Source organism: Leucobacter tardus, from assembly GCF_017583045.1.
Lineage (GTDB): Bacteria > Actinomycetota > Actinomycetes > Actinomycetales > Microbacteriaceae > Leucobacter > Leucobacter tardus.
On record NZ_JAGFBF010000002.1, the window covers coordinates 60,847 to 85,822 of the forward strand.

Here is a 24,976-nt window from a genome sequence, read left to right on the forward strand (position 1 = left end):
TCCTTTCGATGCTGGAGCGGGGAGGGGAGGATCGCACGCGGTCAGACCGCTGCGGCCTCGACGGTCTCGGTGTGAGCGACGCGCGAGATGAAGCAGGACGCGACGATCGAGATGCCCGCACACACGCCAACGTACACCGCGATCGGCCACCACTGCCCGCCGCTGATCTCGAGAAGCCAGGCGCCGATCAGTGGTGCGGTGCCGCCGAAGATCGCGGCGCCGAGCTGGTACCCGAGCGAGGCGCCGGTGTAGCGGACCTCGGGTGCGAAGTTCTCGGCGATGAGCGTGCCGAGGATCGCGTTCACACTGCCCCACAGGAACCCGAAGCCGATGATGGTGGCGACGAACAGCGCCCAGGTCTCACCGGTGTTGAGGATCAGGTAGTAGGGCACGATGAGCACGATGGTGGTGATCGCCGACCAGCGGTAGAGCAGGGCGCGCGACACTCGGTCGGAGATGCTGCCGAAGATCGGCATCCAGATGGTGGCGACCAGTGCCGCCGCCGCGATGGCCAGCAGCACGACGTTGTCGCGGGCTCCGAGGATCCCGGTCGCGTACGCCACGACGTAGGTGCCGAAGATGTAGAAGGGGCCGGTCTCCGCCGCCTTCGCTCCGATCGAGACGAGCACGGCGCCCCAGTGCTTCGTGACGACCTCCTTGATCGGCAGCTTCAGTCGCGCGCCGGTCTCGCGGACGCGCCGGAACTCGGGGGTCTCGTCGAGGCCGTTGCGAATCCAGAGTCCGATGAAGACGAGCACGATGCTGGCGACGAACGGAATGCGCCACCCCCAGGTCATGAACTGACCGTCGGGCAGTTGAGTGAGGAGCGCGACGACACCCGCGGCGAGGAGCATGCCCAGGCTGATTCCCATCTGCGGCACGGCACCGTAGAGCCCGCGGCGGTGCTTCGGCGCGTACTCGTAGGCGAGCAGCAGGGCGCCGCCCCACTCGCCGCCGATGCCGAGGCCTTGGAGGATGCGGAAGCAGATGAGCAGGATCGGCGCGGCGATGCCGATCGCCGCGTAATCGGGGAGGAGACCGATCGCGACGGTGCCGCCGCCCATGAGTGTCAGCGTGATGAAGAGCGTCTTCTTGCGCCCGATGCGGTCGCCGATGTGCGAGAAGATGACGCCCCCGAGCGGGCGGAAGAAGAACGTGAGCGAGAACGAGACGAAGGCGAGCATGGTCGAGATGAATTCGCTGTCGCTCGGGAAGTAGAGCTTGTTGAAGACGAGCGCTGCGACGGTGCCGTAGACGAGGAAGTCGAACCACTCGATCACGCTGCCGCTGAGGCTGCCGAGGAGTACCCGATAGTTGAGCTTCTCGGTGGGTTGTGCGCTGTCTGGGGGTGCGGTGGTGGTCACGGTTCTCTCCTTTGAGACAGGTTCATCGGTGAACGGCCGGAAGCGGCGGAATGCGCGAAACGAGGATTGTGTGGTCGAACCATGTGGTCAAACCACAAGGAGTGTACGTCGACGCCGTTCGATCCGTCAACTCATGCTCGATGTCGTGCAGTCGGATCGCTCAGGACTCGAGCGCGGCGGCCGTCTCCTCGTAGTACCCGCGGATGTGCGCGCGGAGCAGCTCGGTGGCGCGTGCGGCGTCGCCCTCGCGGAAGCTGACGAAGATGGCGCGATGCTCGGCGCGGAGCCGCTCCGCGGTGCGCTCCCAGTCGGGGAGCGAGCGGGCGCGAGTAAGGGTGTGATCGGCGATGGAGGTGCGCAGCGCATCCATCAACGTGCTGATGAGGGGGTTTCCCGCCGAACGTGACAGCGCGATGTGGAACTCCGCGTCGAGCTTCAAGAACTCGTCGACGGCGGGGCCCGCGTCGTCCATGAGCGCGAGCGTCCGCTCGGCGTCGCTCCAGTCGCCGCCGACGTGGTCGGCGTGCGACGCCGCCCAGGTCTCGAGGAGCAGACGTACCTCGTACACATCGGCGTGCTGCACATGACTCGTGGCGAGCTGCAGATTGAGCGCCAGGGTGAGGGCCTGCTCCGGTGCTGCCGTGATGACCGTGCCGGACCGGGGGCCGGAACCCGTCGACGTGCGGATCGTGCCCAGCGCCTCGAGCACCCGGAGTGCTTCGCGCAGCGAACCTCTGGAGACCTCGAGCGTCTCTGCGAGGGCGCGCTCGCCAGGCAGATGATCGCCGATGCGCAGGCGGCCGCTCCTGAGCTCCTCGGTCACCCAGCTCATCACCGTCTCGTGCGCCTTCATCATCGGCGATTATCCCAGGCGCGGGTGCGAAAACCCGCATCCACCGACCGGTGGATGCGGAAATCCACCTCCTCACCGCTGCCGCACCGAGCTCTGGACGACGATGCTGGAATCATGGAGACGAGAGACACGGAGTCGACCTCCGCTATTCGGGTGCGCGGGTTGCAGAAGCGCTACGGGGATCGTGTCGTGCTGGATGGCATCGACCTCGACATCGCGCCGGGGGAGACGTACGCGCTCCTCGGTCCGAACGGTGCCGGGAAGAGCACCGCGATCGAGATCCTGGAGGGGCTCAGGCGACCGAGCGCCGGCGAGGTGTCGGTGCTCGGTCGCACCCCGCTCTCGGCGCCGCGATCGTGGCGCGGGCGCATCGGTATCGTGGCGCAGCAGACCGGCGACCTCGGTCCGTTCACGGCCCGCGAGCTGGTGGCGCGGTTCCACCGCGTGTATCCGAACCCGCGACCGGTCGACAAGGTGCTCCACCTCGTCGGACTCACCGAGCGCGCGGGCGTGCGCGCGACGAAGATGTCCGGCGGGCAGCAGCGGCGACTCGATGTCGCGCTCGGGATCGTCGGACGCCCGGACCTCCTGTTCCTCGACGAACCCACGACCGGGTTCGACCCCGATGCCCGACGCCAGTTCTGGAGCATGCTCCGCACGCTGACCGAGGAGGGCACCTCGATCCTGCTCACCACGCACTATCTCGATGAGGCGGCCCACCTCGCCGACCGGGTCGGGGTGCTGTCCGCCGGTGCGATCGTCGCCGAAGCGCCGCCCGAGAGCCTGGGCGGGCCGGAGGCCCGGATCCCCGAGGTGCGCTGGCGCGACGCGAATGGGCGGCAGCGGATCGAACGCACCGACGCGCCAGGGCACCTGGTCGCTCGGCTGCAGCGCGAATGGGGAGCGCAGGAACCACCGGAACTCGAGATCCGGCGCCCCAATCTCGAAGACATCTATCTCGACCTCATCGGTGCGGATGCGCCGGGCCGACAGGGAGTCCCATCATGACCATCGCATCGCATCGCTCATCTCTCGCAGCGACCGACGGGCGCACGCCCGGTGTTCTCCGCGTCGGCGTCGACGCGGTCGGGCACGAGCTCCGCGCCTACTTCCGCACCCCGGACACGGTCTTCTTCACGTTCCTGTTCCCGGTGCTGCTGCTCGGCATCTTCGGGGTGGCCTTCGAGTCGTCGGGCGACGTCGGCGCACGTCCAGACGGCACCGGGGGCATCTCCATGGCGGCGTACTACTTGCCCGGCATGGTCGCTGCCGGACTGCTGCTCACCGGGGTGCAGAACCTCGCCGTCGACATCGCGCGCGAGAAGAGCGAGGGGTGGCTGAGACGTCTCGGCGGGTCCCCGATGTCGCCCGTCAGCTACTTCATCGGCAAAGCCGGGCTGGTGCTCGTCACCTCGCTCGCGCAGCTCGCGCTGCTGCTCGTCTTCGCCGTCGTCGTGTTCGGCATCGACTTGCCCGATGATCCCGAACGCTGGATGCGCTTCGCCTGGCTCTTCTCGCTCGGCATCGTGACGATGACGCTGATCGGCATCGCCCTGTCCGCCGCGCCCCGGTCCTCACGCAGCGCCACCGCCGTCGTGCTCCCGATCGTCCTCGTCCTGCAGTTCATCTCGGGCGTCTACCTGCAGTTCAGCATGCTCCCCGAGTGGCTGCAGAACATCGCATCGCTGTTCCCGTTGAAGTGGTTGGGGCAGGGCATGCGCAGCGTCTTCCTGCCCGAGCACTTCGCCGGTGCGGAAACCGGTGGCGACTGGGATCTCTGGCTCGTCGCGGCGAACCTCATCGGGTGGCTCCTGGTCGCGCTCGTGATCTCGCTGCTCACCTTCCGCTGGGTGCGTCGCTCGTGAGACCGGTCCCGAGTACGCGATGCAGGGGGCGAGCGGCCAGCAGCAGCACTGCACCCGCGAGCACGGCGCCGCCGCCGATGACCGGGAAGAACACCTGCTCGGGCAACCGGGTGTACAGCGTCGCGAACATCGCCGAGAGGGTGGACCCGGCGCCGAGCGTGAGGATCTTCAACGCGACGAGCTGCGTGGCGAAGCGCTCGGGCGCGATCCGCGTCACCACGGAGAACCCGATGGGGCCCACGAACACCTCGGAGACGCCCGCGATGACGAGCGCGATCACCATGAGCCACGGCGAGACGTTCCGCCCGGGAACGAACACGATGCTGATGAGCAGCAGGTACGCGAGTCCGATGCCGCCGAACCCGATCGCGAACTTCTGGATCGGCGGGAGCCGTCCGATCCAGCGCTCCTTCCACGTTCCGGCCACGAGCGGGATCACGAGCACCAGCGCCACGGTTCCGATCACCGCGAACCAACCCTCCGGAAAGGTCCAACCGCCGAGATCGAGGTCGACGCGGGTCGAGACGATGAGCGGCACGGTGGTGAAGAGTTGCAGGTAGAACCCGTAGTACAGCGTCTCGGCAAGCCACATCGGCAGGTATCCGCGCACGCGCATCCGCTCGGCCCGCTCCAGGTGGCGCGAGCGGAGCATCACCGTGAAGTAGGCGGCGGCCGCAGCAGCGATCACGATCCCGACGACCGTGCTCAGATTGTGTGCCCGGACGACCCCGAACGCGATCAGGACGCCGAGCACCAGGGCGCCGATGGCACCCCAACCGACGGCGGCGATGAGCCCGGCTCGGCGGATCGGGTTCGGCACGACCGCCGTCTCCGGCGGCAGCGCGCGCATGCGCACCACGTACTGCACGAGGGCGATCGACATGCCGACCGCTGCGGCGCCGAACGCCCAGTGGAACCCCGCGCTCGACTGCAGCCACCCGGTCGCCAGGGGCCCGAAGATCGCTCCGAGATTGATCGAGAGGTAGAAGTACGAGAATCCGGCGTCGCGGGCGCCCCGTGGCCACCCCCCGAACAGCACACCGATGATGGACGTGATGTTCGTCTTCAGGAGACCGGTGCCGACGGCGATGCAACTGAGGCCTGCGGCGACCCCCGGCGTGCCTGGCAGCAGCGCGAGCGCGAGATGACCGCAGGTGATGACGATGGCGCCCGTCAGCACGAGATGCCGCGCCGGAGCCACGCGATCGGCGAGCCACGCACCGAGCAGCTGCGCCAGGTAGAGGCAGCCGCCGTAGGCGCCGACGATACTCACCGCCACGGTCGGGTCGAGGGCCAGACCGCCATCGACGACCGGGAAGATGAGGTAGTAGGCGAGTACCGCCTGCAGTCCGTAGTAGCTGAAACGCTCCCACATCTCGACGAGCGCGAGGTTCCAGAAGCCGGTCGGTTGCGCCGTCCGACGGCCGCGGGCCTCGGGGTCGCCGGCGACGATCGCCACCGTGCCGGTCGCGAACGCTGCGTCCGCTCCTCGCTCCGGCGGCTCCGCTGGTGCGGAAGCGCGATCCTGCATGCTCGATCATCCTTCCGCCGTGTGCGCGAACCATCATCCCACGCACCGGACCGATCCGACCTGCGCGTGAGAGAGTGAGACCATGAGCGGAGCGGCCGACGACACCCGGATGAGCGGCCGTGCCGCTCGGCCGAGTTCATTGCGGTGGTGGGACGCCGGGGTCGTCACGATCGTGCTGTTCCAGTCCGTGGTCGTCGTGCTCGACGGAGCGCCGGGAGTCACTTCGGCGCTCGGAATCGCATCGGAGTCCGCGCGCATCGCGCTCGTGCTCGCGCCGCTGGCGCTGCTCGTGCTCCTCTATGCGCTGATCGGTCGACGCGCACTCAGGCGCGGCAAGGAGGATGCGCCGCTCGGACCGCTCGGGGCGCTCTTCCTCGTCCTGCTGATCGCCGTGCTCGCCCTGGCCGTGTTCCTCGCTCCGATGAACGCGATTCTGCAGGCGCTCGTCTACCCCATCGTGTGGACCGTGGCGGTGCGATACCGGGAAGCGGTCGCGTGGTCCGGGGCGACCGCGATCTCCATCGGAACCACCATGTACGCGGGGCTCGCACTCGGCGGTGCGTCCGGAGCCGTGTTCACCGCCCTGCTCACCATGGTGAGCTCGTTCGTGTTCGCCGTGGTGATGGGAACCTGGATCACCCGGGTCTTCGAGCAGGGCGAGCGATTCCGGCTCGTCGCCGACCAGTTGCGACAGGCGCAGGGCGAAGTCTCGGCGCTGTCGGAAGCGGCAGGTGCCGCTGCCGAGCGCGAGCGCCTCTCGCGTGAACTGCACGACACCCTCACTCAGACGCTCACCGGTCTCGTGATGCTGAGCGAGCGCGCCGAACGCGCACTGGACGTCTCGGACCTCGACGCGGCACGCGAACGCATGGCCCAGGTGACGTCCGCCGCGCGCACCGCCGTCGGAGAGACGCGGGCGCTCGTCGCCACCGCGCATCCGCTCGCGGACGGCGGTCTGGAGCAGGCCATCGAGCGGCTCGTCGCCCGCATGCGCGCGGAGACCGGGATCGCCGTCGACTGCGCCGTCGCACCGATCGAGTGCGGACGCGAGCAGCAGGTCGTGCTGCTCCGTGCGGCGCAGGAGGGCCTCGCGAACGTCCGCACGCACGCACGCGCTACCGAGGCGAGGGTCACCCTGCGACTGGGGGAGTCCCTCGGACCGCGGTCCGCGCCGACCCGGATCGCGGTGCTCACCGTCGACGACAACGGTGCGGGACCGGGGGAGCGCGCGGCGCACGACCGAGCGGGCGGCGGCTACGGCATCACCGGGCTTCGCGATCGCGCCAGGCACGTGCGCGGTGATCTCAGCTTCGGGCCAGGACCGCGCGGCGGAGCGCGGCTCGAACTCCGACTTCCGGTCACGTCGGCGGAGCGGCCCGCCACCGAACCACCGCGGAACGACCCGCCGCACCGAGCCGAGGAGCCTGACCCCGTATGATCCGACTGCTGATCGCCGACGACCACCCGATCGTGCGAGCGGGAATCGTCGGCCTGTTCGCCGACACCGACGGGTTCGACGTCGTCGCCGAGGCCGCCAGCGGGGAAGCGGCGGTCGCGCTCGCCGCAGCACACCGACCCGCCGTGGTCTTGATGGACCTGCGCATGCCGGGCATCGGCGGCGTCGCCGCGACCCGGGAGATCGTGGCCGCATCCGAGGCGCGGGTGCTCGTGTTCACCACCTACGAGGACGACGACCAGATCCTCGCCGCCATCGAGGCGGGCGCGAGCGGATACCTGCTGAAGGCGGCGCCCGCGGCGGAACTGCTCGCCGGCGTCAACGCGGTCGCCGGCGGCCACACGGTTCTCGCCCCAGAGATCGCCGCGCAGCTGGTGGCGCGGGCGAGCGGTGCCGGTCGCGCGATGAACGCCGAGCCGATCCCCCGTCTCACGTCGCGAGAGGTCGAGATTCTCGACCTCGTCGCTGCGGGGCACAGCAATCCAGGCATTGCCCGACTGCTGTGCATCGGCGAGTCCACCGTGAAGACCCACCTGCTGCACGCCTTCGAGAAGCTGGCGGTGCGCGACCGCACCCGTGCGGTGACGCGCGCCCTCGAACTCGGCATCCTTCCCCGCCAGCCCTGAGCGCTACAGTGGTGACGCACGCGACTCGCGCGAGAGAGACGAGGACTTTCATGACCGCCACGCCGACGCCGTTCACCCTGCTCGAGGCGAGCATCGAACAGATCCTCGAAGCGCTGGCGTCCGGCCGCATCACGAGCGTCGAACTGACCGCGCGGTATCTGTCGAGGATCGGGGCGTTCGACCGCGAGGGCATCCGGCTCAACGCGATTCCCGTCCTCAATCCCGCCGTGCTCAGCGAGGCCGCGGAATCCGATCGTCGTCGTCGCGAGGGGTCGGTCCGGCCGCTCGAGGGGGTGCCGTTCACGGTCAAGGATTCGTACATGGTCGAGGGGCTGACGGTCGCATCGGGGTCGCCCGCCTTCGCGAAGCTCATCGCGCAGTGGGACGCGTTCTCCGTCGAGAAGCTCCGCGACGCAGGGGCGGTGCTCATCGGCAAGACCAACATGCCCCCGATGGCCGACGGCGGCATGCAGCGCGGCGTCTACGGTCGCGCCGAAAGCCCCTACAACCCGCAGTTCCTCGCCGCGGCGTACGCCTCTGGCTCATCGAACGGCTCCGGTGTCTCGACAGCGGCGAACCTCGCGGTCTTCGGCATGGGAGAGGAGACGGTCTCCTCCGGGCGCAGCCCCGCGTCGAACAACGGCCTCTGCGCCTACACGCCGTCGTGGGGCGTGCTGTCGATCCGCGGCAACTGGCCGCTGTTCCCCGCGCGCGACGTCGTCGTGCCGCAGACGCGGTCGATGCCGGACATGCTCCGCGTCCTCGACGTCCTCGTGCAGGACGACCCCGTGACCCGCGGTGATTTCTGGCGCAATCAGAGCGTCGTCGAGCTGCCCCTGCCGAGCGCGCATCGACCCGGCACCTACCTGTCCGCGCAGGATCCCGAGGCGCTCCGCGGCAAGCGCATCGGCGTGCCGAAGATGTACCTCGGGCTGGATCGGGCGTTCCCGATCTCGGTACGACCCTCCGTGACGGTGCTGTGGGAAGCGGCCAGGACGCGACTCGAGGCGCTCGGCGCCGAGGTCGTCGAGGTCGACTTCCCGCTCATCGAGCAGTACGAAGGCGATCACCCCGGCGGCGAGAACGTCGGCAGCCTCGGCGTGCTCCCCGACGGATGGATGGACACCGAGTTCAACCATTTTCTCGCGTACGGGTGGAACGACTTCCTGCTCGCGAACGGAGACCCGTCCGTGCCGTCGCTCGCGACGGTCGACGCCGACCAGATCTTCCCGACCCCCGAAGGGGCGCTCCCCGACCGCTACGAAGAGGTCGAGGACTACGAGAACCGCTACCGAGCCACGGTGGCGCTCGCCGAGGCCGGGATCCCCGACCCGCGTGACCGACCCGACTTCGCCGAGGGACTGCGGGCGCTCGTGCGGCTGCGCGAGTCGCTCTTCGAGGAGTGGCTCGTGGAGCGCGGACTCGACGCCGTGGTGTTCCCGGCCAACGCGGACGTCGCGGCCGAGAACAGCGACATCGACCCGGAGGCCGCCGACCAGGCGTGGTCGAATGGCGTCTTCTTCTCCAACGGCAACTACGCGCTCCGTCACCTCGGCATTCCGACCGTCACCGTGCCCATGGGGCAGATGGCCGACATCGCGATGCCCGTCGGTCTCACCTTCGCGGGAGCGGCGTACTCCGACCCGGCGCTGCTCGCGTACGGGTACGCCTTCGAGCACGGCGGAACCGGATCGTTGCGCCCGCGGCCCGCGTTCGCCCCGGAATTGCCCGGCGACCGGGTGCGGGGGGTCCTCTCCGAATCGCGCGCCGTCGAAGCCGATGTCGATGAACGTACGGCTGACAATGGCGCGGCCGAGCCGATCGCGACGCCCGAGCTCTCGCTCGAAGCCGCACTCGATCCGAAGGACTACGTCGACGGGGCGACGCTGCTCGTGATCGCCGGTGAGCTTCGCGGCGCCGACGCCGGGTCGCTCCGCGTCACCGTCAACGGGGTCCCGGTCGCCGCGACCGCGATCGACGGACACTGGTCGGCCACTGCGGTGCTGCCGGGAACCGTGCACCGCAGCGGACCCGGCACCAACCCGCGCGCCTCGCGGGCACTGGTCGTCGCGGTCGCCGGCGGGGCCGAGCACGGCGTCCCGGCCGTCGGAGCGTACGTCGAGCTGTAGGCCGGGGACCCTGCTGGAGGGCGGCCGGTTACGGTCGTTCGGGGTTCGCGCTGTCCGGCTCGGGTGCCGGCGCCGGAGCGCCATCGACCGGCGCCGGCTCGTCGGGGTCTGCTCCCGCCGCGAGTGGACCGAAGTGCTCGACGCTGAGCGACAGGCGGCGCAGCAGCGTGGCGAGGCGATCGCGTTCGGCGCGGGGCACGCCGCCGAGCAGCAGATCCTCGGCATCGCTCAACCGGGTCATCGCTGCGTCGACGAGCGTCTGACCGCGGGTCGTCATCTCGACGAGCACTCCGCGGCCGTCGTTCGGGTCGGTCAAGCGCCTGACGAGTTCGCGCTGCACCATGCGGTCGATGCGATTCGTCATCGTGCCGCTCGAGACCATCGTCTGCTGCACCAGACGCTTCGGGCTCTGTCGGAACGGGTGCCCGCCGCGGCGCAGGGCTGCGAGCACATCGAACTCCCACGAGGCGAGCCCCGACCGCTCGAACGCCTGCGCCCTGGCTCGGTTCAGGTGCTTCGTGATGCGCGTGATCCGCGAGAAGACCGCCAGCGGCGCGAGATCGAGATCCGGTCGCACGGCGCCCCACTCGGAGAGAATCTGGTCGACCTCATCAGGCTGCTTCATAGCGTCATTATGTCGTCTCGGACGCCGAAAAGCCCGAGAAACCGCCGGTGGACGGCCGTACGGACGGCACAGCGGCCGGTCAGCAGACCCAGGCCGAATCTGGCAAACTGTACAGGTGCCCGCGAGGGACGATCCGCCTTAGTGTAATGGCAGCACGGCAGCCTTTGGAGCTGTAAGGTCTAGGTTCGAGTCCTAGGGGCGGAGCGGCGGTCCGAGTGACCGCGGAGCCAGCGGCTCGGGTATCCGAAGGAAGGACCACACCACATGGCAGAACGGTCGCTCGCGGTCGTCATCCTGGCCGCAGGCCAGGGCACCCGCATGAAGTCCTCGACACCGAAGGTGCTGCACCCCATCGGCGGGCGCTCGCTGATCGCGCACGTGCTCGACGCCGCAGCCGGCCTCGACCCCCGTTCGATCGTGGCGGTCGTCAGGCACGAGCGCGCCCGCGTCTCCGACGCGATCCTCGACCACGCCCCCGACACCGTGATCGTCGATCAAGACGATGTTCCCGGAACCGGCCGCGCCGTGGAGCAGGCCGTCGCCGCGCTGCCGGCCGACTTCGACGGAACCGTGGTCGTGCTCTCGGGCGACGTCCCCCTCATCGAGACGTCGATGCTCGAGCGGCTCGTGCGCGGCCACACCGAGGGCGGCCGCGCCATGACCATGCTCTCCGCGATCTTCGACAACCCCACGGGCCTCGGACGCATCCTGCGCGACGCGTCCGGAGCGGTGACGGGCATCGTCGAAGAGAAGGACGCCTCGGACGCCGAGCGCCGTGTGACCGAGATCAACGGAGGCGTCTACGTCTTCGCGCGTCGCGCCCTCGAGCAGGCACTCGCCGAGATCACCACCGAGAACGCGCAGGGCGAGAAGTACCTCACCGACGCCGCAGCCCGGATCCTCTCCGTGGGAGGCGCCGTCGAGGCCGTGGCGACCGACGACCCGTGGCTCATCGCCGGGGTCAACGACCGCGCCCAACTCTCCGAGGCGGGCCGCGAACTCAACCGCCGCGTCGTGCTGGCGCACCAGCGAGCGGGCGTCACGGTGCAGGATCCGCACTCGACCTGGATCGACGCCGATGTCGCGATCGAGCCGGACGTCACGATCCTGCCGGGCACGCATCTGCGCGGCGCGACGAGTATCGCGACCGGTGCCACCGTCGGCCCCGACACCACGCTCGTCGACTGCGAAGTCGGTCCGGGAGCGCACGTGCGGCGCAGCGAAGCCACCCTGGTCGTCATCGGCGCCGGAGCAGACGTCGGCCCGTTCGCCTACCTGCGACCGGGCACCGAGCTCGGTGCCGCGGGCAAGATCGGCGCGTTCGTCGAGACCAAGAACAGCGTGATCGGCGACGGCAGCAAGATTCCCCACCTCAGCTACGTGGGCGACGCCACGATCGGCACGGGCACGAACATCGGCGCCGGCACCATCGTCGCGAACTACGACGGCGTGCAGAAGCACCGTACCGAGGTCGGCGACGCCGTGCGCATCGGCTCGGACAACGTGCTCATCGCCCCCGTCGCGATCGCGGACGGCGTTTACACCGCCGCCGGCACGGTCGTGCGCAAGAACGTTCCCTCCGGCTCACTCGCCATGAATGTCGCGCCGCAGCGCAACATCGAGGGCTGGGTGGCCGAGAACCGACCGGGGACGACCACCGCTGAAGCGGCCGACCGTTCACAGCACAACACGGGAGAGAAATAACAGCATGAGCGCTATCGAGATGGCCGGGCAGAAGAAGCTGGTCCTCATCTCTGGCCGGGCATACCCGGAGCTCGCAGAGCACGTCGCAGGAGAACTCGGCGCGGAGCTCGTGCCGACCGACTCGCGCACGTTCGCCAACGGCGAGCTGTACGCGAGGTTCGGGGAGAGCGTCCGCGGTGCGGACGCCTTCGTGATCCAGTCGCACACCCACCCCATCAACGAGTGGCTCATGGAGCAGCTCATCATGGTCGACGCGCTGAAGCGCGCCTCGGCCAAGCGGATCACCGTCGTGGCCCCGTTCTACCCGTACTCCCGTCAAGACAAGAAAGGCCGTGGGCGCGAGCCCATCTCGGCCCGTCTCGTAGCCGACCTCTTCAAAGCGGCCGGCGCGAACCGCATCATGACGATCGACCTGCACGCCGCACAGATCCAGGGCTTCTTCGACGGCCCGGTCGACCACCTGTTCGCCATGCCGGTGCTGATGTCGCACTTCCGCAAGACGCTCAATCGAGACGATCTCACCATCGTCTCGCCCGACATGGGCCGGGTGCGCGTCGCCGATATGTGGAGCGACAAGCTCGATGCCCCCCTCGCGATCATCCACAAGCGTCGTGACCCGAAGGTCGCCAACGAGGTCTCGGTGCACGAGATCGTCGGCGACGTGAAAGATCGCTGGTGCCTGCTCGTCGACGACATGATCGACACCGGCGGCACGATCGCGAAGGCCGCCGAGGCGCTCAAGGCGAACGGGGCGCGCGGCGTCACGATCGCGTGCACCCACGCGATCTTCTCGGGCCCGGCGAAGGAACGCCTGTCTGCCGAGTTCATCGATCAGGTGGTCGTCACCGACACGCTGCCGCTCACCGACGAGAAGCGGTTCGACAAGCTCACCGTGCTGTCGATCGCGCCGTTGCTCGCCCAGGCGATCCACGAGGTGTTCGAGGACGGCTCGGTGACCTCGATGTTCGAGGGCGCCGCGTAGGCGAGGCTCGGCTCCCGCGTCGGCGCCGCTCCGGCTCCCGCGCCGGCGCCGCTCCGGCTCCCGCGCGGCTCCCGCCCCCGGTTCTGTGCGGGGTTCTGTGCCGTATTCCGCCGATGAACGCACAAAACCCCGCACTGAAGCGATCAGCAGCGCCGGGTGCCACCACGACGAAACGGGGCGGCCCCACCGTGAGGTGGGACCGCCCCGTTCGTGCGTCCGGCGCTACTCGGAGATCTGCGTCTCCGAGCGGTCGCCCGACCACTCGGTGTGGAACACGCCGGGGCCGTCGACCCTGCGGTAGGTGTGCGCGCCGAAGTAGTCGCGCTGACCCTGGATGAGGGCGGCGGGCAGGCGTGTGGCGCGCAGGCCGTCGTAGTAGGCGAGCGACGACCCGAAGCCCGGGGCGGGCACGCCCGCGAGTGCCGCCGTCGACACGACGCGGCGCCACGAGTCCTGGGCGCGGCCAGTCGCGTCGGCGAAGAACGGCGCCGTCACCAGCGCGACGAGGTCGGCATCGGCCCGGTAGGCATCGGCGATGCGACCGAGGAACCGCGCCTGAATGATGCAGCCGGCCCGCCAGATCTTCGCGATCGCCGAAGGATCGATCCGCCACCCGTACTGGCGCGCAGCGGTGCGGATCACATCGAAGCCCTGCGAGTACGCGACGATCTTCGACGCGTACAGCGCTTGCCGCACGTCCTCGACGAACGCGTCGCGATCCTCGAGCTCGACGGACGTGCTCGGGCCCGCAAGGCGGGCGCCGGAGAGTCGCTGCTCCGGATGCGAGGAGAGACCGCGGGCGAAGACGGCCTCGGCGATCCCGCTGATGGGCGTGCCGAGCGTGAGTGCGGACTGCACCGTCCACGTGCCCGTGCCCTTCTGGCCAGCCTGGTCGAGGACGACGTCGACGAACGGGCGGCCGGTGCGCGTATCGATCTGCTTGAGCACCTCGCCGGTGATCTCGATGAGGTAGCTGTCGAGCTCACCGGTGTTCCACTCGGCGAACACGTCGGCGATCTCCGCCGGCTCGAGGCCGCCGACGCGGCGGAGCAGATCGTAGCTCTCCGCGATGAGCTGCATGTCGGCGTACTCGATGCCGTTGTGCACCATCTTCACGAAGTGACCGGAGCCATCGCTTCCGACATGGGTGACGCACGGTTCGCCGTCGTCGGCGCGGGCCGCGATGGACTCGAAGATGGGGCCGACGGTGGCGTAGGCCTCATCGGAGCCGCCCGGCATGATGCTGGGGCCGTTGAGCGCCCCCTCTTCTCCGCCGGAGATGCCGGCGCCGACGAAGTGCAGTCCGCGCTGACGCATCTCGTGCTCACGGCGGATCGTATCGGTGAACTGGGCGTTGCCGCCGTCGATGATGATGTCGCCGGGTTCGAACACCGCGGCGAGCTCCTGGATCACGGCGTCGGTCGCCGACCCCGCCTGGACCATGATGATCGCGGTGCGGGGCCGGGTGAGGCTGGCCGCGAACTCCGCCATCGACTCGGCCGGGACGAAGTTCGCCTCGGGGTGGGCGTCGACGAGGGTGCGCGTGCGCTCGGGGGAGCGGTTGACCACTGCGACGCGGTTGCCCTCGCGGCTCGCGAGGTTTCGTGCGAGGTTGGCGCCCATGACGGCCAGGCCGACGACTCCGATGTTTGCTTCGGGCGGTGATGTCATGTCTGTCGTTCCATTCCGAGGTAACCGGGTGCGCTGGTCGGGCGCGCGTGAGCGCGCTCCCTATTCACCCTACTGGGTTGCTGCGCGCGGGGTCACTCTCCCCGGCGGGATCGTGTAGACTGGGCCGCTGTACTTCGGCGAGGGATGCGCGAGCATCCGTAATCGACGCGGGACGGGCTGCTCCGAGCGAGCATCGCTGCCGCGAGAGTGCGAATCAACATCGAACCGGGCGGCAGTGCCGCCCCGATGGGCGCGAGCCCGCAAGAAGGAGAACCACGATGAGCGAGCAGTACGATCTCGACGGCGCGGTCCGCGAGAGCTTCGGCAAGGGAGCGGCGCGCAAGCTCCGCGCCGCGGGTCAGACCCCTGCGGTCGTCTACGGCCACGGCACCGACCCGCTTCACGTGTCGGTCAACACCCACGCACTCGGTCTGATCGTCCGTCACGCCAACGCGCTGATCGACCTCGCGGTCGATGGCAAGAAGCACCTGGTGCTGGTGAAGGACGTGCAGAAGGATCCGGTGCGCCAGATCATCGAGCACGTCGACCTCGTGGTCGTGCGCCGCGGCGAAAAGGTCGAGGTCGAGGTTCCCGTGCACGTGACCGGCGAGCCGTTCGCCGGCACCAACGCGCTGCAGGAGCTCACCGGTCTGACGCTCAGCGTTCCGGCGACGTCGATCCCCGATGCGCTCGAGACCTCGGTCGAGGGCTTCGAAGAGGGCACCCAGGTGCTGGCCGGCCAGATCGAGCTGCCGAAGGGCGCCGAGCTCATCGACGATCCCGAGCAGCTCGTCGTCCACATCGTGGTGCCCCGCGCCGCGGTCGCGGAGGAGGACGAAGAGGGTGCCGCCGCCGAGGAGGCGGAGAGCACTTCCGAGGAGTCGGACTCCGAGTAAGCGTTCGTCGCTCACTGTCGGGCCCGTCGGGGTGGTCGTTCGGCCGCTCCGACGGGCTTTGACGTTGACCGGGCGATGACGGGGCATGTCAGAGGTGGGTGAGAAGATGTTGCGGGGTTGGATGGATCGGCTCTTCGACCGCCGGAACGCGGCGAATGAAGACCGGAGGAGCGCCGACGAGCGCAGAACTGAGGGAGATGTCGTGAGCAGCGATGCGTGGCTCGTCGTCGGGCTCGGGAACCCGGGTGCCCGCTACGAGGCGACCCGGCACAACGTCGGTCAGATGGCACTCGACGTGCTCGCCGACCGCATCGGCGCGCGCTTCTCATCCCACCGGACCAATGCCCGCGTCGCCGAGGGGCGTGTCGCTCCCGGCGGCCCGAAGTTCATCCTCGCCAAACCGAACAGTTTCATGAACACCTCGGGCGGACCGGTGTCGTCGCTCGTGCGCTACTTCGACATCGATCCCGAGCGCCTCATCGTGCTGCACGACGAACTCGACCTGCCGTTCGATGCGCTGCGGTTGAAGCGGGGCGGCGGCCACGGCGGACACAACGGCATCCGCGACATCGCTCGTGCGCTCGATACCCCCGAGTTCTCGCGTGTGCGCATCGGGATCGGTCGCCCACCCGGCCAGCAGAGCGCTGCCGATTTCGTGCTGAAGCCGTTCGCTTCGGTGGAGCGCGAGCCGCTCGGCGTGCTGCTCGAAGATGCGGCCGATGCGGCGGAGGCCCTGGCCAACGACGGTCTCACTGCGGCGCAGCAGCGCTTCCACGGAAAGCAGGCGAAATGAGTCTGGCGGGTCTCGACCGCATCCTCGAACGCTCCGATTCGTTCGCTCGCGCCTTGGACGCAGCGGATCGCGACACCGAGTTCGCGGTGACGGAAGGGATGCGCGCACCGCTCGTCGCCGGACTCGTGCGCCGGCGACGCGAGCAGGGACACACCGGTCCGCTGCTCGTCATCGCAGCGACGAGCCGGGAGGCCGACGCGCTGCGCGAGGCGATCGGGTCGGTCCTGCCCGAGGCGGAGACCACCGAGTTCTCGGCCTGGGAGACCCTGCCGCACGAGCGGCTCAGCCCGAGCGCCGAGACCGTGGGGCGCCGCTCGGCGGCCCTGCGTCTGCTGCGCGAGCACGACGGGTCCCGTCCGCTCGTGATGGTGGCCTCGGTGCGCGCGGCGTTGCAGCCGGTGTCCCCGCACGCGTCGGCGGCCGAGCCGGTCGTGCTCACCGCGGGTGAAGACTCGGTCGGCCTCGACAGCATCGCGCGACGCCTCGTGGAGCTCGCGTACACGCGCGTCGACATGGTGACGCGACGCGGTGAGTTCGCGGTCCGCGGTGGGATCCTCGACGTCTTTCCGCCGACGTCGGATCAGGCGATCCGTGTCGACTTCTTCGGCGACGAGGTGGATCAGGTGCGCCGCTTCGGCGTCGCTGATCAGCGCAGTGCCGGCGATCCGCTGCCCTGCGTCGAGCTCTGGCCCGCTCGCGAGCTGCTCCTCACCGACGATGTGCGCGCCCGCGCCGCGGACCTGCTGCCCCGGTTCCCCGCGCTGAGCGGACTGCTGGAGCGCATGAGCGAGGGCATCGCCGTCGAGGGAATGGAGAGCTTGCTGCCGCAGCTCGTGCCCGGTCTGACGCCGCTGACCGGTCTGCTGCCCGCGGGCGGAGCGATCGTGGTGGCGTCCCCCGAGAAGGTGGCGAGTCGTGCCGTGAGTCTCGCCGAGACGAATCGCGAGTTCTTGGAGGCCGCATGGCACGCGGCGACGGCTGGCGCGGACGCGCCCGTGCCGACGGACGACAGCGGGATGTTGACGATGGAGGAGCTGCGCCGGGCCGCTGATGGGCCCTGGTGGAGCGTCTCGAGCTTCGTGCACGATGAAGATCCAGAGTCGCCCGAAGCGCTCGACACCGGCGCCGACGACGGCATCGGCAATGCGCGTCTGCTCCGCACCGAGCTGACGGTGAGCGGGACACCCGTCACGAAGCGGCCGGGAACCGACGCTACGCAGGCGGCGGTGTCGTTGCTGCGCGAGCGCGCGGACGCCGGGTGGGCCGCGGTCGTCTCAGCGCAGGGCAGCGGATACGTGGAACGGGCACGAGACCTGCTCGCCGAGGCGGGCGTCGCGGCGCGTATGGTCGATGAACTGCCGGACGACCCGGAGACGGGGGTCGTCTTCCTGGTCAGGGGTACGGCGTGGACGGGCTTCGAGAGCACCGAGGCCCGAGTGATCTTCACGACCGAGGCCGAGTTCTTCGGCCGCACCGTGTCGAGTCAGGCGCAGACCGGGCAGAAGCTCGCGAAGCGCCGCGGCAAGAACGTCGTCGATCCGCTCAAACTGACTCCCGGCGATTACGTCGTCCATGAGACGCACGGCATCGGCCAGTTCGTCGAGCTGACGCAGCGGATGGTCCCCAACGGTATCGGCAAGAACGCGACGAAATCGCTGCGCGAGTACCTGGTGCTCGAGTACGCCTCGTCGAAGCGGGGGATGCCGAAGGACAAGCTCTACGTGCCGACCGATCAGCTGGACCAGCTCTCCCGCTACGTGGGCGGCGAGGCGCCGGCGCTCTCGAAGATGGGCGGCGGCGACTGGGCCGCGGCGAAGAAGAAGGCCCGCAAGGCGGTTCGCGACATCGCCGTGGAGCTCGTCAAGCTCTACTCGGCGCGCATGGCCTCGAAGGGGCACGCGTTCTCGACCGATACGCCGTGGCAGCACGAGCTGGAGGAGGCCTTCCCCTACGCCGAGACCGTCGACCAGCTGACGACCATCGACGAGGTGAAGCGCGACATGGAGCGCCCCCTTCCCATGGACCGTCTGCTCGCGGGGGACGTGGGCTTCGGCAAGACCGAGGTCGCCGTGCGCGCCGCATTCAAGGCCGTGCAGGACGGCAAACAGGTCGCGATACTCGTGCCGACCACCCTGCTCGTGAATCAGCACATCGAGACGTTCCAGAACCGGTTCGCCGGCTTCCCGGTCCGTATCCGGGCACTCAGCCGCTTCCAGACCGATGCCGAGTCGCGCGACACCTTCGAGGGGCTCGCCGCGGGCACCGTGGACGTCGTCATCGGCACGCACCGTCTGCTCGCGGACAGCATCGTCTACCGCGACCTCGGCCTGCTCATCGTGGACGAGGAGCAGCGGTTCGGCGTCGAGCACAAGGACGCGCTGAAGAAGCTCAAGACGGGTGTCGACATCCTCGCGATGAGCGCGACCCCGATCCCGCGCACGCTCGAGATGGCGGTGACGGGCATCCGCGAGATGTCGACGCTGGCGACCCCGCCCGAGGACCGGCATCCGATCCTGACGTTCGTGGGTGCGCGCAGCGACAAGCAGATGGCGGCGGCGATCCGTCGTGAGATGCTGCGCGAGGGGCAGGTCTTCTTCGTGCACAACCGCGTCTCGTCGATCAACCGGGTCGCCGCGCAGCTCGCCGAACTGGTGCCAGATGCGCGCATCGCGGTCGCGCACGGCAAGCTGTCGGAGTCGCAGCTCGAGCGCGTCGTGCTCGACTTCTGGGAGCGGAAGTACGACGTGCTCGTCTCGACCACGATCGTCGAAACCGGTCTCGATATCGCGAACGCGAACACCATCATCATCGACAACGCCGATAAGTACGGTCTGAGCCAGCTGCACCAGCTCCGCGGGCGCGTCGGGCGCAGCCGCGAGCGTGCGTACGCCTACTTCCTCTACGACCCCGACCGGCCGCTCACCGAGACGGCGCACGAACGTCTCGAGACGCTGGCGACGAACAACGAGCTCGGGTCGGGCATGCAGGTCGCCCTCAAAGATCTCGAGCTGCGCGGCGCGGGCAACCTGCTCGGGGGCGAGCAGTCCGGACACATCGCTGGCGTCGGTTTCGACCTGTATCTGCGCATGATCGGTGAAGCCGTGAGCACGTTCAAGGGCGAGGAGACGCCGGGCACCACCGAGCTCGTGCTCGAGCTGCCGGTCGATGCCCACATTCCCGAGGACTACGTGGAGAGCGAGCGACTCCGTCTCGAGGCGTACCAGAAGTTCTCGGCGGCGGCGCATCCGCAAGCACCAGACGATCACGTCGATCTCGTGCTCGAAGAGCTCACCGACCGCTACGGCGAGCCCCCGGCCGAGGTACGCCAGCTGGCCGCCGTGTCGATGCTCAGGCGGCAGGCATCGCGACTCGGTCTCTCGAAGATGGTCGCGGCGGGTCCAGCGCTGCGCATGGAGCCGGTGGAACTGGCGGGCTCACGCAAGATGCGCATGAATCGCATGTACCCCGGGGCGCGGTACACCGAGACCACGAAGGCGCTGCAGGTGCCGCTCCCGACCGCGGTCGAGTCGAGTGCTGGATCGCGCAGTCCCCTCGCCGGTGTCGCAGCCGGCCGCGGCGCCGACACTGCGGCCGACGGAGACATCGTGGGATGGGCGAGTCGCGTGCTCACACTGCTGCTCGCGGAGGAGGCCCCGGCGTCGTCGTGACACCGGGGCCACGAGCCGGCTCCAGCCGGCTCGCCCGTCAGGCGAAGGCTGACAGGCCGGTGATCTCGCGTCCGATGATGAGCGCCTGTACCGTCTCGGTGCCCTCGTAGGTGTGGATCGCCTCGACATCGGCGAAGTGACGCGCGACGCGGTTCTGCAGCAGAATCCCGTTGCCGCCCAGCAGGTCGCGCGCGTTGCGCACCACGTCTCGAGCGGTGCGCGTCGCAGTGAACTTGCCGAGGGATGCGCCCGGTGCGGTGAGGTCGCCGGCGTCTTCCGCTCGCGTGAGCTGCACGAGCAGCGTCTGCAGTGTGGTCACGGCGCTCAGCATCTCGGAGAGCCGCGTCTGCACCACCGGTGACGCCGCGAGCGGACGTCCGAACTGGATGCGCTGACCGGCGTAGTGAACCGCGGTCTCATACGCGGCGGTGGCGTGGCCGAGCGCGGCCCAGCCCACCCCGAGGCGGGTGGCCCGCAGTACCTTGCCGGTGTCGGCGAACGAGTTCGCCCCCGGCATCTTCGCCGACGCGGGGAGTCGCACGCCGTCGTACGTGATGTGGGCTTGCCAGATCGCCCGCAGGGATCCCTTCCCGGCGATCACCTCGGCACGGTACCCGGCGGTGCCCTGCGGCACGAGCACGCCGTGGACCTGCCCGTCGTCACCGCGGGCCCAGGTGACGGTGACACCGCCGAGGGTGCCATTGCCGATCCACTTCTTGTGCCCGTCGACGATGAGCTCGTCGCCGTCGGTCCGTGCGCGGGTCTCGAGACTGACGGAGTCCGATCCGTGGGTCGGCTCCGTGAGGGCGAACGCGCCGTACTCGGTGCCGCGCGCGAGCGGTTCGAGCCAGCGATCCCGCTGCGCGTCGGAACCGCACATCGCGATCGATCGCAGAGCGAGGCCGCCCTGCACGCCGACGATCGTGCCCACCGATCCGTCTCCGCGACTCAGTTCCATCGCGACGAGGCTCGCGGCGAGCAGGCTCTGCTCCTCGAATCCGGGCACCTGCACACCGTCGCGCAGCAGGTCGAGTTCGCCGAGTCGGCGGATGAGGTGCAGCGGGTAGTCTGCGCGCTCCCAGGCGTCGCCGATAATGGGGCGCACCTCGTCCTGGACGAAGGCGCGCGCCCGGTCGCGGAACGCGCGATCCGCTGCGGGGATGTCGCGGAAGACTCCGGAGACGTCGGGGTCGAGAGGCTCCCACAGATCGTACTCGGGCTCGACCGTGCCGAGAGCGGTGTGAGTGGGCGTTCGCGTCATTGCGGCTCCTCGTGCGAAGGTTCGGGGATCTGAGCGGAATGCGGGGGAGACGAGGGTGGAGCGCCCCCTCGCGCGTCACCGGCGAGGGGGCGTCCGGATACCGTCAGGCGCTGCAGACCTCGTTCAGCTCGGTCGTTGCCGACTGGATGTTCTCGGTGTGGGTCTGCATGGCGGTCTGCAGTTCGGCAGCCTGCGCCTGCATCTCTTCGGCCTGAGCCATCGCCTCGGGGTCGGTGGGGTCGAAGTCGGCCATGTTCGGGATGTCCAGGCCGCTCAGCTCCTCCGTGAGGCCCTGGATCGACGTCGCGAAGTTGTCGACGACCGGCTTGACCTCGTCGTTCGTGACCTCTTCCTGGGTCTTCGCGAGCGCATCGTTCACGGGGGCGAAGAGGCTGTCGAAATCGACGTCCTCGCCGTTCATCATGCCGTCGACTGCGGCCTGCGAGTTGTCCTGGACCTCTTGCTGCACTTCGGCGAAGTTGTCGTTGGCGATCTTGCACGCGTCGGCCGTGCTCTGGCCGCCGGCGCACCCGACGAGCGCGATCGCGAGCCCGGTGGCGGCAATGAGTCCGCTCGCGCGGCCAATCTTCTGGGTGTCCATGGTTTCTCCCCGTGTGTATGAATATCGAGAGCGTGTGACCCGTCCGGCAACGCTCGTGCGGCAGTTTACTGACTTCTGGACGCTTTGCGAATCGCGCGGTCGAATATCGGACCGGCCGGCCGACGATTAGCATGGCTCCAATGACCGTCGTGCGCCCCACTAGTGAATCGCAGCGCCGCGCCTTCTCGCGCGGCGAGATCCCCCCGGTTGAAGAGGTGCGGGCCGGGCTGTGGTCGGTCGCGATGCCGATGGAGGATCATCGTCTGCCGTATTCCTGCTGCACCGTCATCGACGGCGGCGACGGCGCCGTCCACCTCATCGACACCGGAGTCGACGATGCGCTGACCCGCGACGCGCTGACCACCGCCCTCAGCGATATCGGTCGCGAGCTCGCCGATGTCGCGTCGGTGACGCTCACTCACCTGCACGGCGACCACGCGGCGCTCGCCGAGTGGGTGCGCGACGGCTCGGGGGCGACGGTGCGGATGCACCGGGCCGATGCGGAGTCCCACGCAGCCCGTGCGCCGCTGGCGACGTCCGAGGTGCTCGACGCGGTGCTCGCGGGGGCCCCGGGTGAGGCGGTCGGTGACCTGCGCGCAGCGGGATCCCGCCCGGCGACAGGCGCGTTTCCGCTCACCGTCGACGAGGTCCTGAGCGACGGAGACGTGCTGCACCTCGGCAACCGGACGGCGACCGTGCTGCACGTGCCAGGCCACACCCGCGGCAGCATCGCTGTGCGACTCGACGACGGTCTCGTCTGCACCGGCGACCATGTGCTGCCGGTCATCAACTCGGGAGTCGGGCTCGGAGGACGGGCCGCGAACGAGAACCCGCTCGCGGACTATCTGCGATCCCTCGAGATCATGGCCGATCTCGCCCAGCGGGATCCCGAGTCGGAGGTGCTACCCGGCCACGGCTACCGCTTCACGGGACTCGGTGCGCGCTGCGCCGCGCTCCGCGAGCACCACCGGGCGAGAGGCGCCGAAGTGCGTGCGGTGACCGCGTCCCACCCGGACGCGACGGTGTGGGAGGTGGCGTCGCGGCTGACGTGGACCGGGGGCTGGGAGCGCCTCGACCCGGTCTCCCGATTCTCGGCGCTGGGCCAAACGCAGATGCACCTCGGTCATCAGAATTGAGGAATGCTCCAAACGGGTAGCGTGAGCATTATGGTCTCGCGATAATCGGGGCCGAGTCGGCGCGACCGACACCGAAGCGCAGCAGAGCAAAGGAGCACGATGACGAGCACACCGACGCTGGCGGGGAAGACGCTCCTGATGTCCGGAGGCAGTCGCGGCATCGGCCTCGCGATCGCGCTGCGCGCCGCACGCGATGGAGCGAACGTGGCGATCCTCGCGAAGACCGATCGGCCGCACCCGAGGCTCGAGGGCACGATCCACACGGCCGCCGAGGCGATCCGCTCGGCGGGCGGTACGGCGCTGCCCGTCCTCGGTGATGTGCGGGAGGACGCCGATATCGCTCGCGCGGTCGACGCCACGGTCGCGGAGTTCGGTGGGATCGACATCGTCGTGAACAATGCGAGCGTCATCGATCTCTCGCAGTCGGAGGCGCTGACCGAGAAGAAGTACGACCTCATGCAGGACGTGAACGTGCGCGGCACATTCATGCTCTCGCGCGCCGCCGTTCCCGCCCTGCGGCGATCGGAGAACCCGCACATCCTCTCCCTCTCGCCACCGGTCAATCTGCGCCCTCACTGGCTCGGCGCGCACACCGGCTACACCCTGGCGAAGTACGGCATGACGCTCGCCACCCTCGGCTTCGCCGCGGAGTTCGCCGACGCGGGGATCGCCGCGAACACGCTGTGGCCGCGCACCACCATCGCCACGGCGGCCGTGCAGAACGTGATCGGAGGCGACCGGCTCATGGCGGCGTCGCGCACTCCCGAGATCTACGCCGACGCGGCATACCGGGTACTCATCGCAGGGGCGCGCGACCGGACCGGCCAGACGCTCATCGTGGAAGACGTCCTCGCGGAAGCGGGGCTCACCGACTTCTCCGGGTACGCCGCCGTGCCGGGCACCCCCGACGAAGCCCTCTTCCCCGATATCTTTCTCGATGAAGCGGAACCCGAGACCCGGACGACAGGAGCATGATGACCGCGAACGCTGAGCCCACTGAGACGATCCGCGTCGACGAGCGCGGACGCGTCGGCATCATCACCCTGCACCGACCCGAAGCGATGAATGCGCTCAACCGCACCATGGTCCGCGAAATCGCGGCAGCGGCGCGGGCGTTCGACGACCGCGACGACATCGGCGCCATCGTGCTCACCGGGTCGGAGCGCGCGTTCGCCGCGGGAGCCGACATCAAGGAGATGGCGGATCTCTCAGCCAGGGACGCCTACGTCGGCGGTCTGTTCGCCGAGTTCGCCGAGATCGAGCGTCTGCGCACCCCGGTCATCGCGGCGGTCGCGGGATACGCCCTCGGCGGAGGGTGCGAACTCGCCATGGCCTGCGACTTCATTCTTGCGGCCGACACCGCCCAGTTCGGGCAACCCGAGATCAAGCTCGGGATCCTTCCCGGCCTCGGAGGCAGTCAGCGCTTGCCGCGCGCCATCGGGAAAGCCAAAGCCGCCGAGATGGTCCTGACGGGGCGCACGATGGGTGCGGACGAAGCCGAGCGGTCGGGGCTCGTCGCCCGTGTCGTGGCGGCCGACGCGCTCGTCGACGACGCGATGCGCACCGCCGAGACGATCGCCGCGAAATCCCTCCCTGCCGTCTACTCCGCGAAGGAATCGCTGCAGGTGGCCTGGGAGAGCACGCTTGCCGAGGGGCTGCGCTTCGAACGCCGCTCGTTCGCCGCGGCGTTCGCGCATGAGGATCAGTCGGAGGGCATGCGCGCCTTCGTGGACAAGCGCGATCCGGACTTCCGCCACCGCTGACGGCCGCCCTACCGGGCCCGCCAGGGGCCTCACGGGCGGGACGGATAGGCTC

General features: G+C 69.3%; 19 protein-coding genes, 1 tRNA gene and 1 pseudogene. 14 read left to right on the forward strand and 7 right to left on the reverse strand.

The window, feature by feature from the left end:
* Window positions 1-41 precede the first annotated feature (41 nt).
* Together J4H85_RS04905 and J4H85_RS04910 are read right to left on the reverse strand one after the other, a co-directional pair.
* A complete protein-coding gene (locus tag J4H85_RS04905; RefSeq protein WP_208237466.1) occupies window positions 42-1,364 on the reverse strand; it encodes an MFS transporter in 1,323 nt (440 codons plus the stop codon).
* Between the two features lie 160 nt (window positions 1,365-1,524).
* Complete coding sequence (locus tag J4H85_RS04910; RefSeq protein ID WP_243893468.1) at window positions 1,525-2,220, reverse strand: FadR/GntR family transcriptional regulator; 696 nt, start codon at window positions 2,218-2,220, stop codon at window positions 1,525-1,527.
* A gap of 111 nt (window positions 2,221-2,331) precedes the next feature.
* Between J4H85_RS04910 and J4H85_RS04915 the strand changes: the two genes are divergently transcribed.
* Window positions 2,332-3,225: an ABC transporter ATP-binding protein gene (locus J4H85_RS04915; RefSeq protein WP_208237468.1), complete on the forward strand. Its 894-nt coding sequence runs from the start codon at window positions 2,332-2,334 to the stop codon at window positions 3,223-3,225.
* Complete coding sequence (locus J4H85_RS04920) at window positions 3,222-4,082, forward strand: ABC transporter permease (protein WP_208237470.1); 861 nt, start codon at window positions 3,222-3,224, stop codon at window positions 4,080-4,082. The genes J4H85_RS04915 and J4H85_RS04920 overlap by 4 nt, the downstream gene beginning before the upstream one ends.
* On the opposite strand, the gene J4H85_RS04925 is transcribed toward J4H85_RS04920, so the two are convergent.
* Window positions 4,054-5,613 (reverse strand): peptide MFS transporter, encoded by a 1,560-nt coding sequence (locus J4H85_RS04925; RefSeq protein ID WP_208237472.1) that lies wholly within the window; start codon window positions 5,611-5,613, stop codon window positions 4,054-4,056. The two genes, J4H85_RS04920 and J4H85_RS04925, sit on opposite strands and share 29 nt — an antisense overlap.
* A gap of 82 nt (window positions 5,614-5,695) precedes the next feature.
* Between J4H85_RS04925 and J4H85_RS04930 the strand changes: the two genes are divergently transcribed.
* The 3 genes and pseudogenes from J4H85_RS04930 to J4H85_RS04940 form a co-directional block, all read left to right on the forward strand.
* A complete protein-coding gene (locus J4H85_RS04930) occupies window positions 5,696-7,051 on the forward strand; it encodes a sensor histidine kinase (RefSeq protein WP_208237475.1) in 1,356 nt (451 codons plus the stop codon).
* Window positions 7,048-7,695: a response regulator gene (locus J4H85_RS04935; RefSeq protein ID WP_208237477.1), complete on the forward strand. Its 648-nt coding sequence runs from the start codon at window positions 7,048-7,050 to the stop codon at window positions 7,693-7,695. The genes J4H85_RS04930 and J4H85_RS04935 overlap by 4 nt, the downstream gene beginning before the upstream one ends.
* Window positions 7,696-7,745: 50 nt before the next feature.
* Window positions 7,746-9,434 (forward strand): annotated as a pseudogene (locus J4H85_RS04940) (amidase); the annotation flags it as partial.
* 418 nt (window positions 9,435-9,852) lie between these two features.
* Here J4H85_RS04940 and J4H85_RS04945 read toward each other — a convergent pair.
* Window positions 9,853-10,449: a MarR family winged helix-turn-helix transcriptional regulator gene (locus J4H85_RS04945; protein WP_208237481.1), complete on the reverse strand. Its 597-nt coding sequence runs from the start codon at window positions 10,447-10,449 to the stop codon at window positions 9,853-9,855.
* Window positions 10,450-10,581: 132 nt separating this feature from the next.
* On the opposite strand from J4H85_RS04945, the gene J4H85_RS04950 reads away from it, so the two are divergent.
* The 3 genes from J4H85_RS04950 to J4H85_RS04960 all read left to right on the forward strand — a co-directional run bounded on the left by J4H85_RS04950 (window position 10,582) and on the right by J4H85_RS04960 (window position 13,135).
* Window positions 10,582-10,653: transfer RNA gene (locus J4H85_RS04950), tRNA-Gln, on the forward strand.
* A gap of 60 nt (window positions 10,654-10,713) precedes the next feature.
* Window positions 10,714-12,153 (forward strand): bifunctional UDP-N-acetylglucosamine diphosphorylase/glucosamine-1-phosphate N-acetyltransferase GlmU, encoded by a 1,440-nt coding sequence (gene glmU / locus J4H85_RS04955; protein ID WP_208237483.1) that lies wholly within the window; start codon window positions 10,714-10,716, stop codon window positions 12,151-12,153.
* Window positions 12,154-12,157: 4 nt separating this feature from the next.
* Entirely contained in the window at window positions 12,158-13,135 is a 978-nt protein-coding gene (locus J4H85_RS04960; protein ID WP_208237485.1) for a ribose-phosphate diphosphokinase, read from the forward strand.
* Window positions 13,136-13,357: 222 nt separating this feature from the next.
* Here the strand turns inward: J4H85_RS04960 and gnd are convergent, their stop codons facing one another.
* The gene (gene gnd, locus J4H85_RS04965; RefSeq protein ID WP_208237487.1) at window positions 13,358-14,806 is read right to left on the reverse strand and encodes an NADP-dependent phosphogluconate dehydrogenase; all 1,449 of its coding nucleotides are present in this window, start codon (window positions 14,804-14,806) and stop codon (window positions 13,358-13,360) included.
* Window positions 14,807-15,084: 278 nt separating this feature from the next.
* On the opposite strand from gnd, the gene J4H85_RS04970 reads away from it, so the two are divergent.
* The 3 genes from J4H85_RS04970 (at window position 15,085) to mfd (ending at window position 20,163) form a co-directional block, all read left to right on the forward strand.
* Window positions 15,085-15,702: a 50S ribosomal protein L25/general stress protein Ctc gene (locus tag J4H85_RS04970; RefSeq protein WP_208237490.1), complete on the forward strand. Its 618-nt coding sequence runs from the start codon at window positions 15,085-15,087 to the stop codon at window positions 15,700-15,702.
* Window positions 15,703-15,904: 202 nt separating this feature from the next.
* Window positions 15,905-16,495 carry an aminoacyl-tRNA hydrolase gene (gene pth, locus J4H85_RS04975; protein WP_307863428.1) on the forward strand — a complete coding sequence of 197 codons (591 nt, stop codon included), beginning with the start codon at window positions 15,905-15,907 and terminating at the stop codon, window positions 16,493-16,495.
* Complete coding sequence (gene mfd, locus J4H85_RS04980; protein WP_208237492.1) at window positions 16,492-20,163, forward strand: transcription-repair coupling factor; 3,672 nt, start codon at window positions 16,492-16,494, stop codon at window positions 20,161-20,163. The genes pth and mfd overlap by 4 nt, the downstream gene beginning before the upstream one ends.
* 37 nt (window positions 20,164-20,200) lie before the next feature.
* Here mfd and J4H85_RS04985 read toward each other — a convergent pair whose 3' ends face one another.
* Both J4H85_RS04985 and J4H85_RS04990 read right to left on the reverse strand, forming a co-directional pair.
* The gene (locus J4H85_RS04985) at window positions 20,201-21,424 is read right to left on the reverse strand and encodes an acyl-CoA dehydrogenase family protein (protein ID WP_208237494.1); all 1,224 of its coding nucleotides are present in this window, start codon (window positions 21,422-21,424) and stop codon (window positions 20,201-20,203) included.
* 103 nt (window positions 21,425-21,527) lie between these two features.
* Complete coding sequence (locus J4H85_RS04990; RefSeq protein ID WP_208237496.1) at window positions 21,528-22,025, reverse strand: hypothetical protein; 498 nt, start codon at window positions 22,023-22,025, stop codon at window positions 21,528-21,530.
* Between the two features lie 140 nt (window positions 22,026-22,165).
* On the opposite strand from J4H85_RS04990, the gene J4H85_RS04995 reads away from it, so the two are divergent.
* The 3 genes from J4H85_RS04995 (at window position 22,166) to J4H85_RS05005 (ending at window position 24,924) form a co-directional block, all read left to right on the forward strand.
* A complete protein-coding gene (locus J4H85_RS04995) occupies window positions 22,166-23,161 on the forward strand; it encodes an MBL fold metallo-hydrolase (RefSeq protein ID WP_208237497.1) in 996 nt (331 codons plus the stop codon).
* A 99-nt stretch (window positions 23,162-23,260) separates the two neighbouring features.
* Window positions 23,261-24,136, forward strand: a complete 876-nt coding sequence (locus J4H85_RS05000; protein ID WP_208237498.1) for an SDR family oxidoreductase — start codon at window positions 23,261-23,263, stop codon at window positions 24,134-24,136.
* Window positions 24,136-24,924, forward strand: coding sequence for an enoyl-CoA hydratase (locus J4H85_RS05005; protein WP_208237499.1), 789 nt, complete (start codon window positions 24,136-24,138; stop codon window positions 24,922-24,924). The genes J4H85_RS05000 and J4H85_RS05005 overlap by 1 nt, the downstream gene beginning before the upstream one ends.
* The last annotated feature ends 52 nt before the right edge of the window (window positions 24,925-24,976 follow it).

Excerpts from the sequence above, each read along its gene's own strand:
- J4H85_RS04910 (WP_243893468.1), bottom strand. The coding sequence starts at position 2,220 with ATGATGAAGGCGCACGAGACGGTGATGAGCTGGGTGACCGAGGAGCTC.
- J4H85_RS04915 (WP_208237468.1), top strand. The coding sequence starts at position 2,332 with ATGGAGACGAGAGACACGGAGTCGACCTCCGCTATTCGGGTGCGCGGG.
- J4H85_RS04920 (WP_208237470.1), top strand. The coding sequence starts at position 3,222 with ATGACCATCGCATCGCATCGCTCATCTCTCGCAGCGACCGACGGGCGC.
- J4H85_RS04925 (WP_208237472.1), bottom strand. The coding sequence starts at position 5,613 with ATGCAGGATCGCGCTTCCGCACCAGCGGAGCCGCCGGAGCGAGGAGCG.
- J4H85_RS04930 (WP_208237475.1), top strand. The coding sequence starts at position 5,696 with ATGAGCGGAGCGGCCGACGACACCCGGATGAGCGGCCGTGCCGCTCGG.
- J4H85_RS04935 (WP_208237477.1), top strand. The coding sequence starts at position 7,048 with ATGATCCGACTGCTGATCGCCGACGACCACCCGATCGTGCGAGCGGGA.
- J4H85_RS04945 (WP_208237481.1), bottom strand. The coding sequence starts at position 10,449 with ATGAAGCAGCCTGATGAGGTCGACCAGATTCTCTCCGAGTGGGGCGCC.
- glmU (WP_208237483.1), top strand. The coding sequence starts at position 10,714 with ATGGCAGAACGGTCGCTCGCGGTCGTCATCCTGGCCGCAGGCCAGGGC.
- J4H85_RS04960 (WP_208237485.1), top strand. The coding sequence starts at position 12,158 with ATGAGCGCTATCGAGATGGCCGGGCAGAAGAAGCTGGTCCTCATCTCT.
- gnd (WP_208237487.1), bottom strand. The coding sequence starts at position 14,806 with ATGACATCACCGCCCGAAGCAAACATCGGAGTCGTCGGCCTGGCCGTC.
- J4H85_RS04970 (WP_208237490.1), top strand. The coding sequence starts at position 15,085 with ATGAGCGAGCAGTACGATCTCGACGGCGCGGTCCGCGAGAGCTTCGGC.
- mfd (WP_208237492.1), top strand. The coding sequence starts at position 16,492 with ATGAGTCTGGCGGGTCTCGACCGCATCCTCGAACGCTCCGATTCGTTC.
- J4H85_RS04985 (WP_208237494.1), bottom strand. The coding sequence starts at position 21,424 with ATGACGCGAACGCCCACTCACACCGCTCTCGGCACGGTCGAGCCCGAG.
- J4H85_RS04990 (WP_208237496.1), bottom strand. The coding sequence starts at position 22,025 with ATGGACACCCAGAAGATTGGCCGCGCGAGCGGACTCATTGCCGCCACC.
- J4H85_RS04995 (WP_208237497.1), top strand. The coding sequence starts at position 22,166 with ATGACCGTCGTGCGCCCCACTAGTGAATCGCAGCGCCGCGCCTTCTCG.
- J4H85_RS05000 (WP_208237498.1), top strand. The coding sequence starts at position 23,261 with ATGACGAGCACACCGACGCTGGCGGGGAAGACGCTCCTGATGTCCGGA.
- J4H85_RS05005 (WP_208237499.1), top strand. The coding sequence starts at position 24,136 with ATGACCGCGAACGCTGAGCCCACTGAGACGATCCGCGTCGACGAGCGC.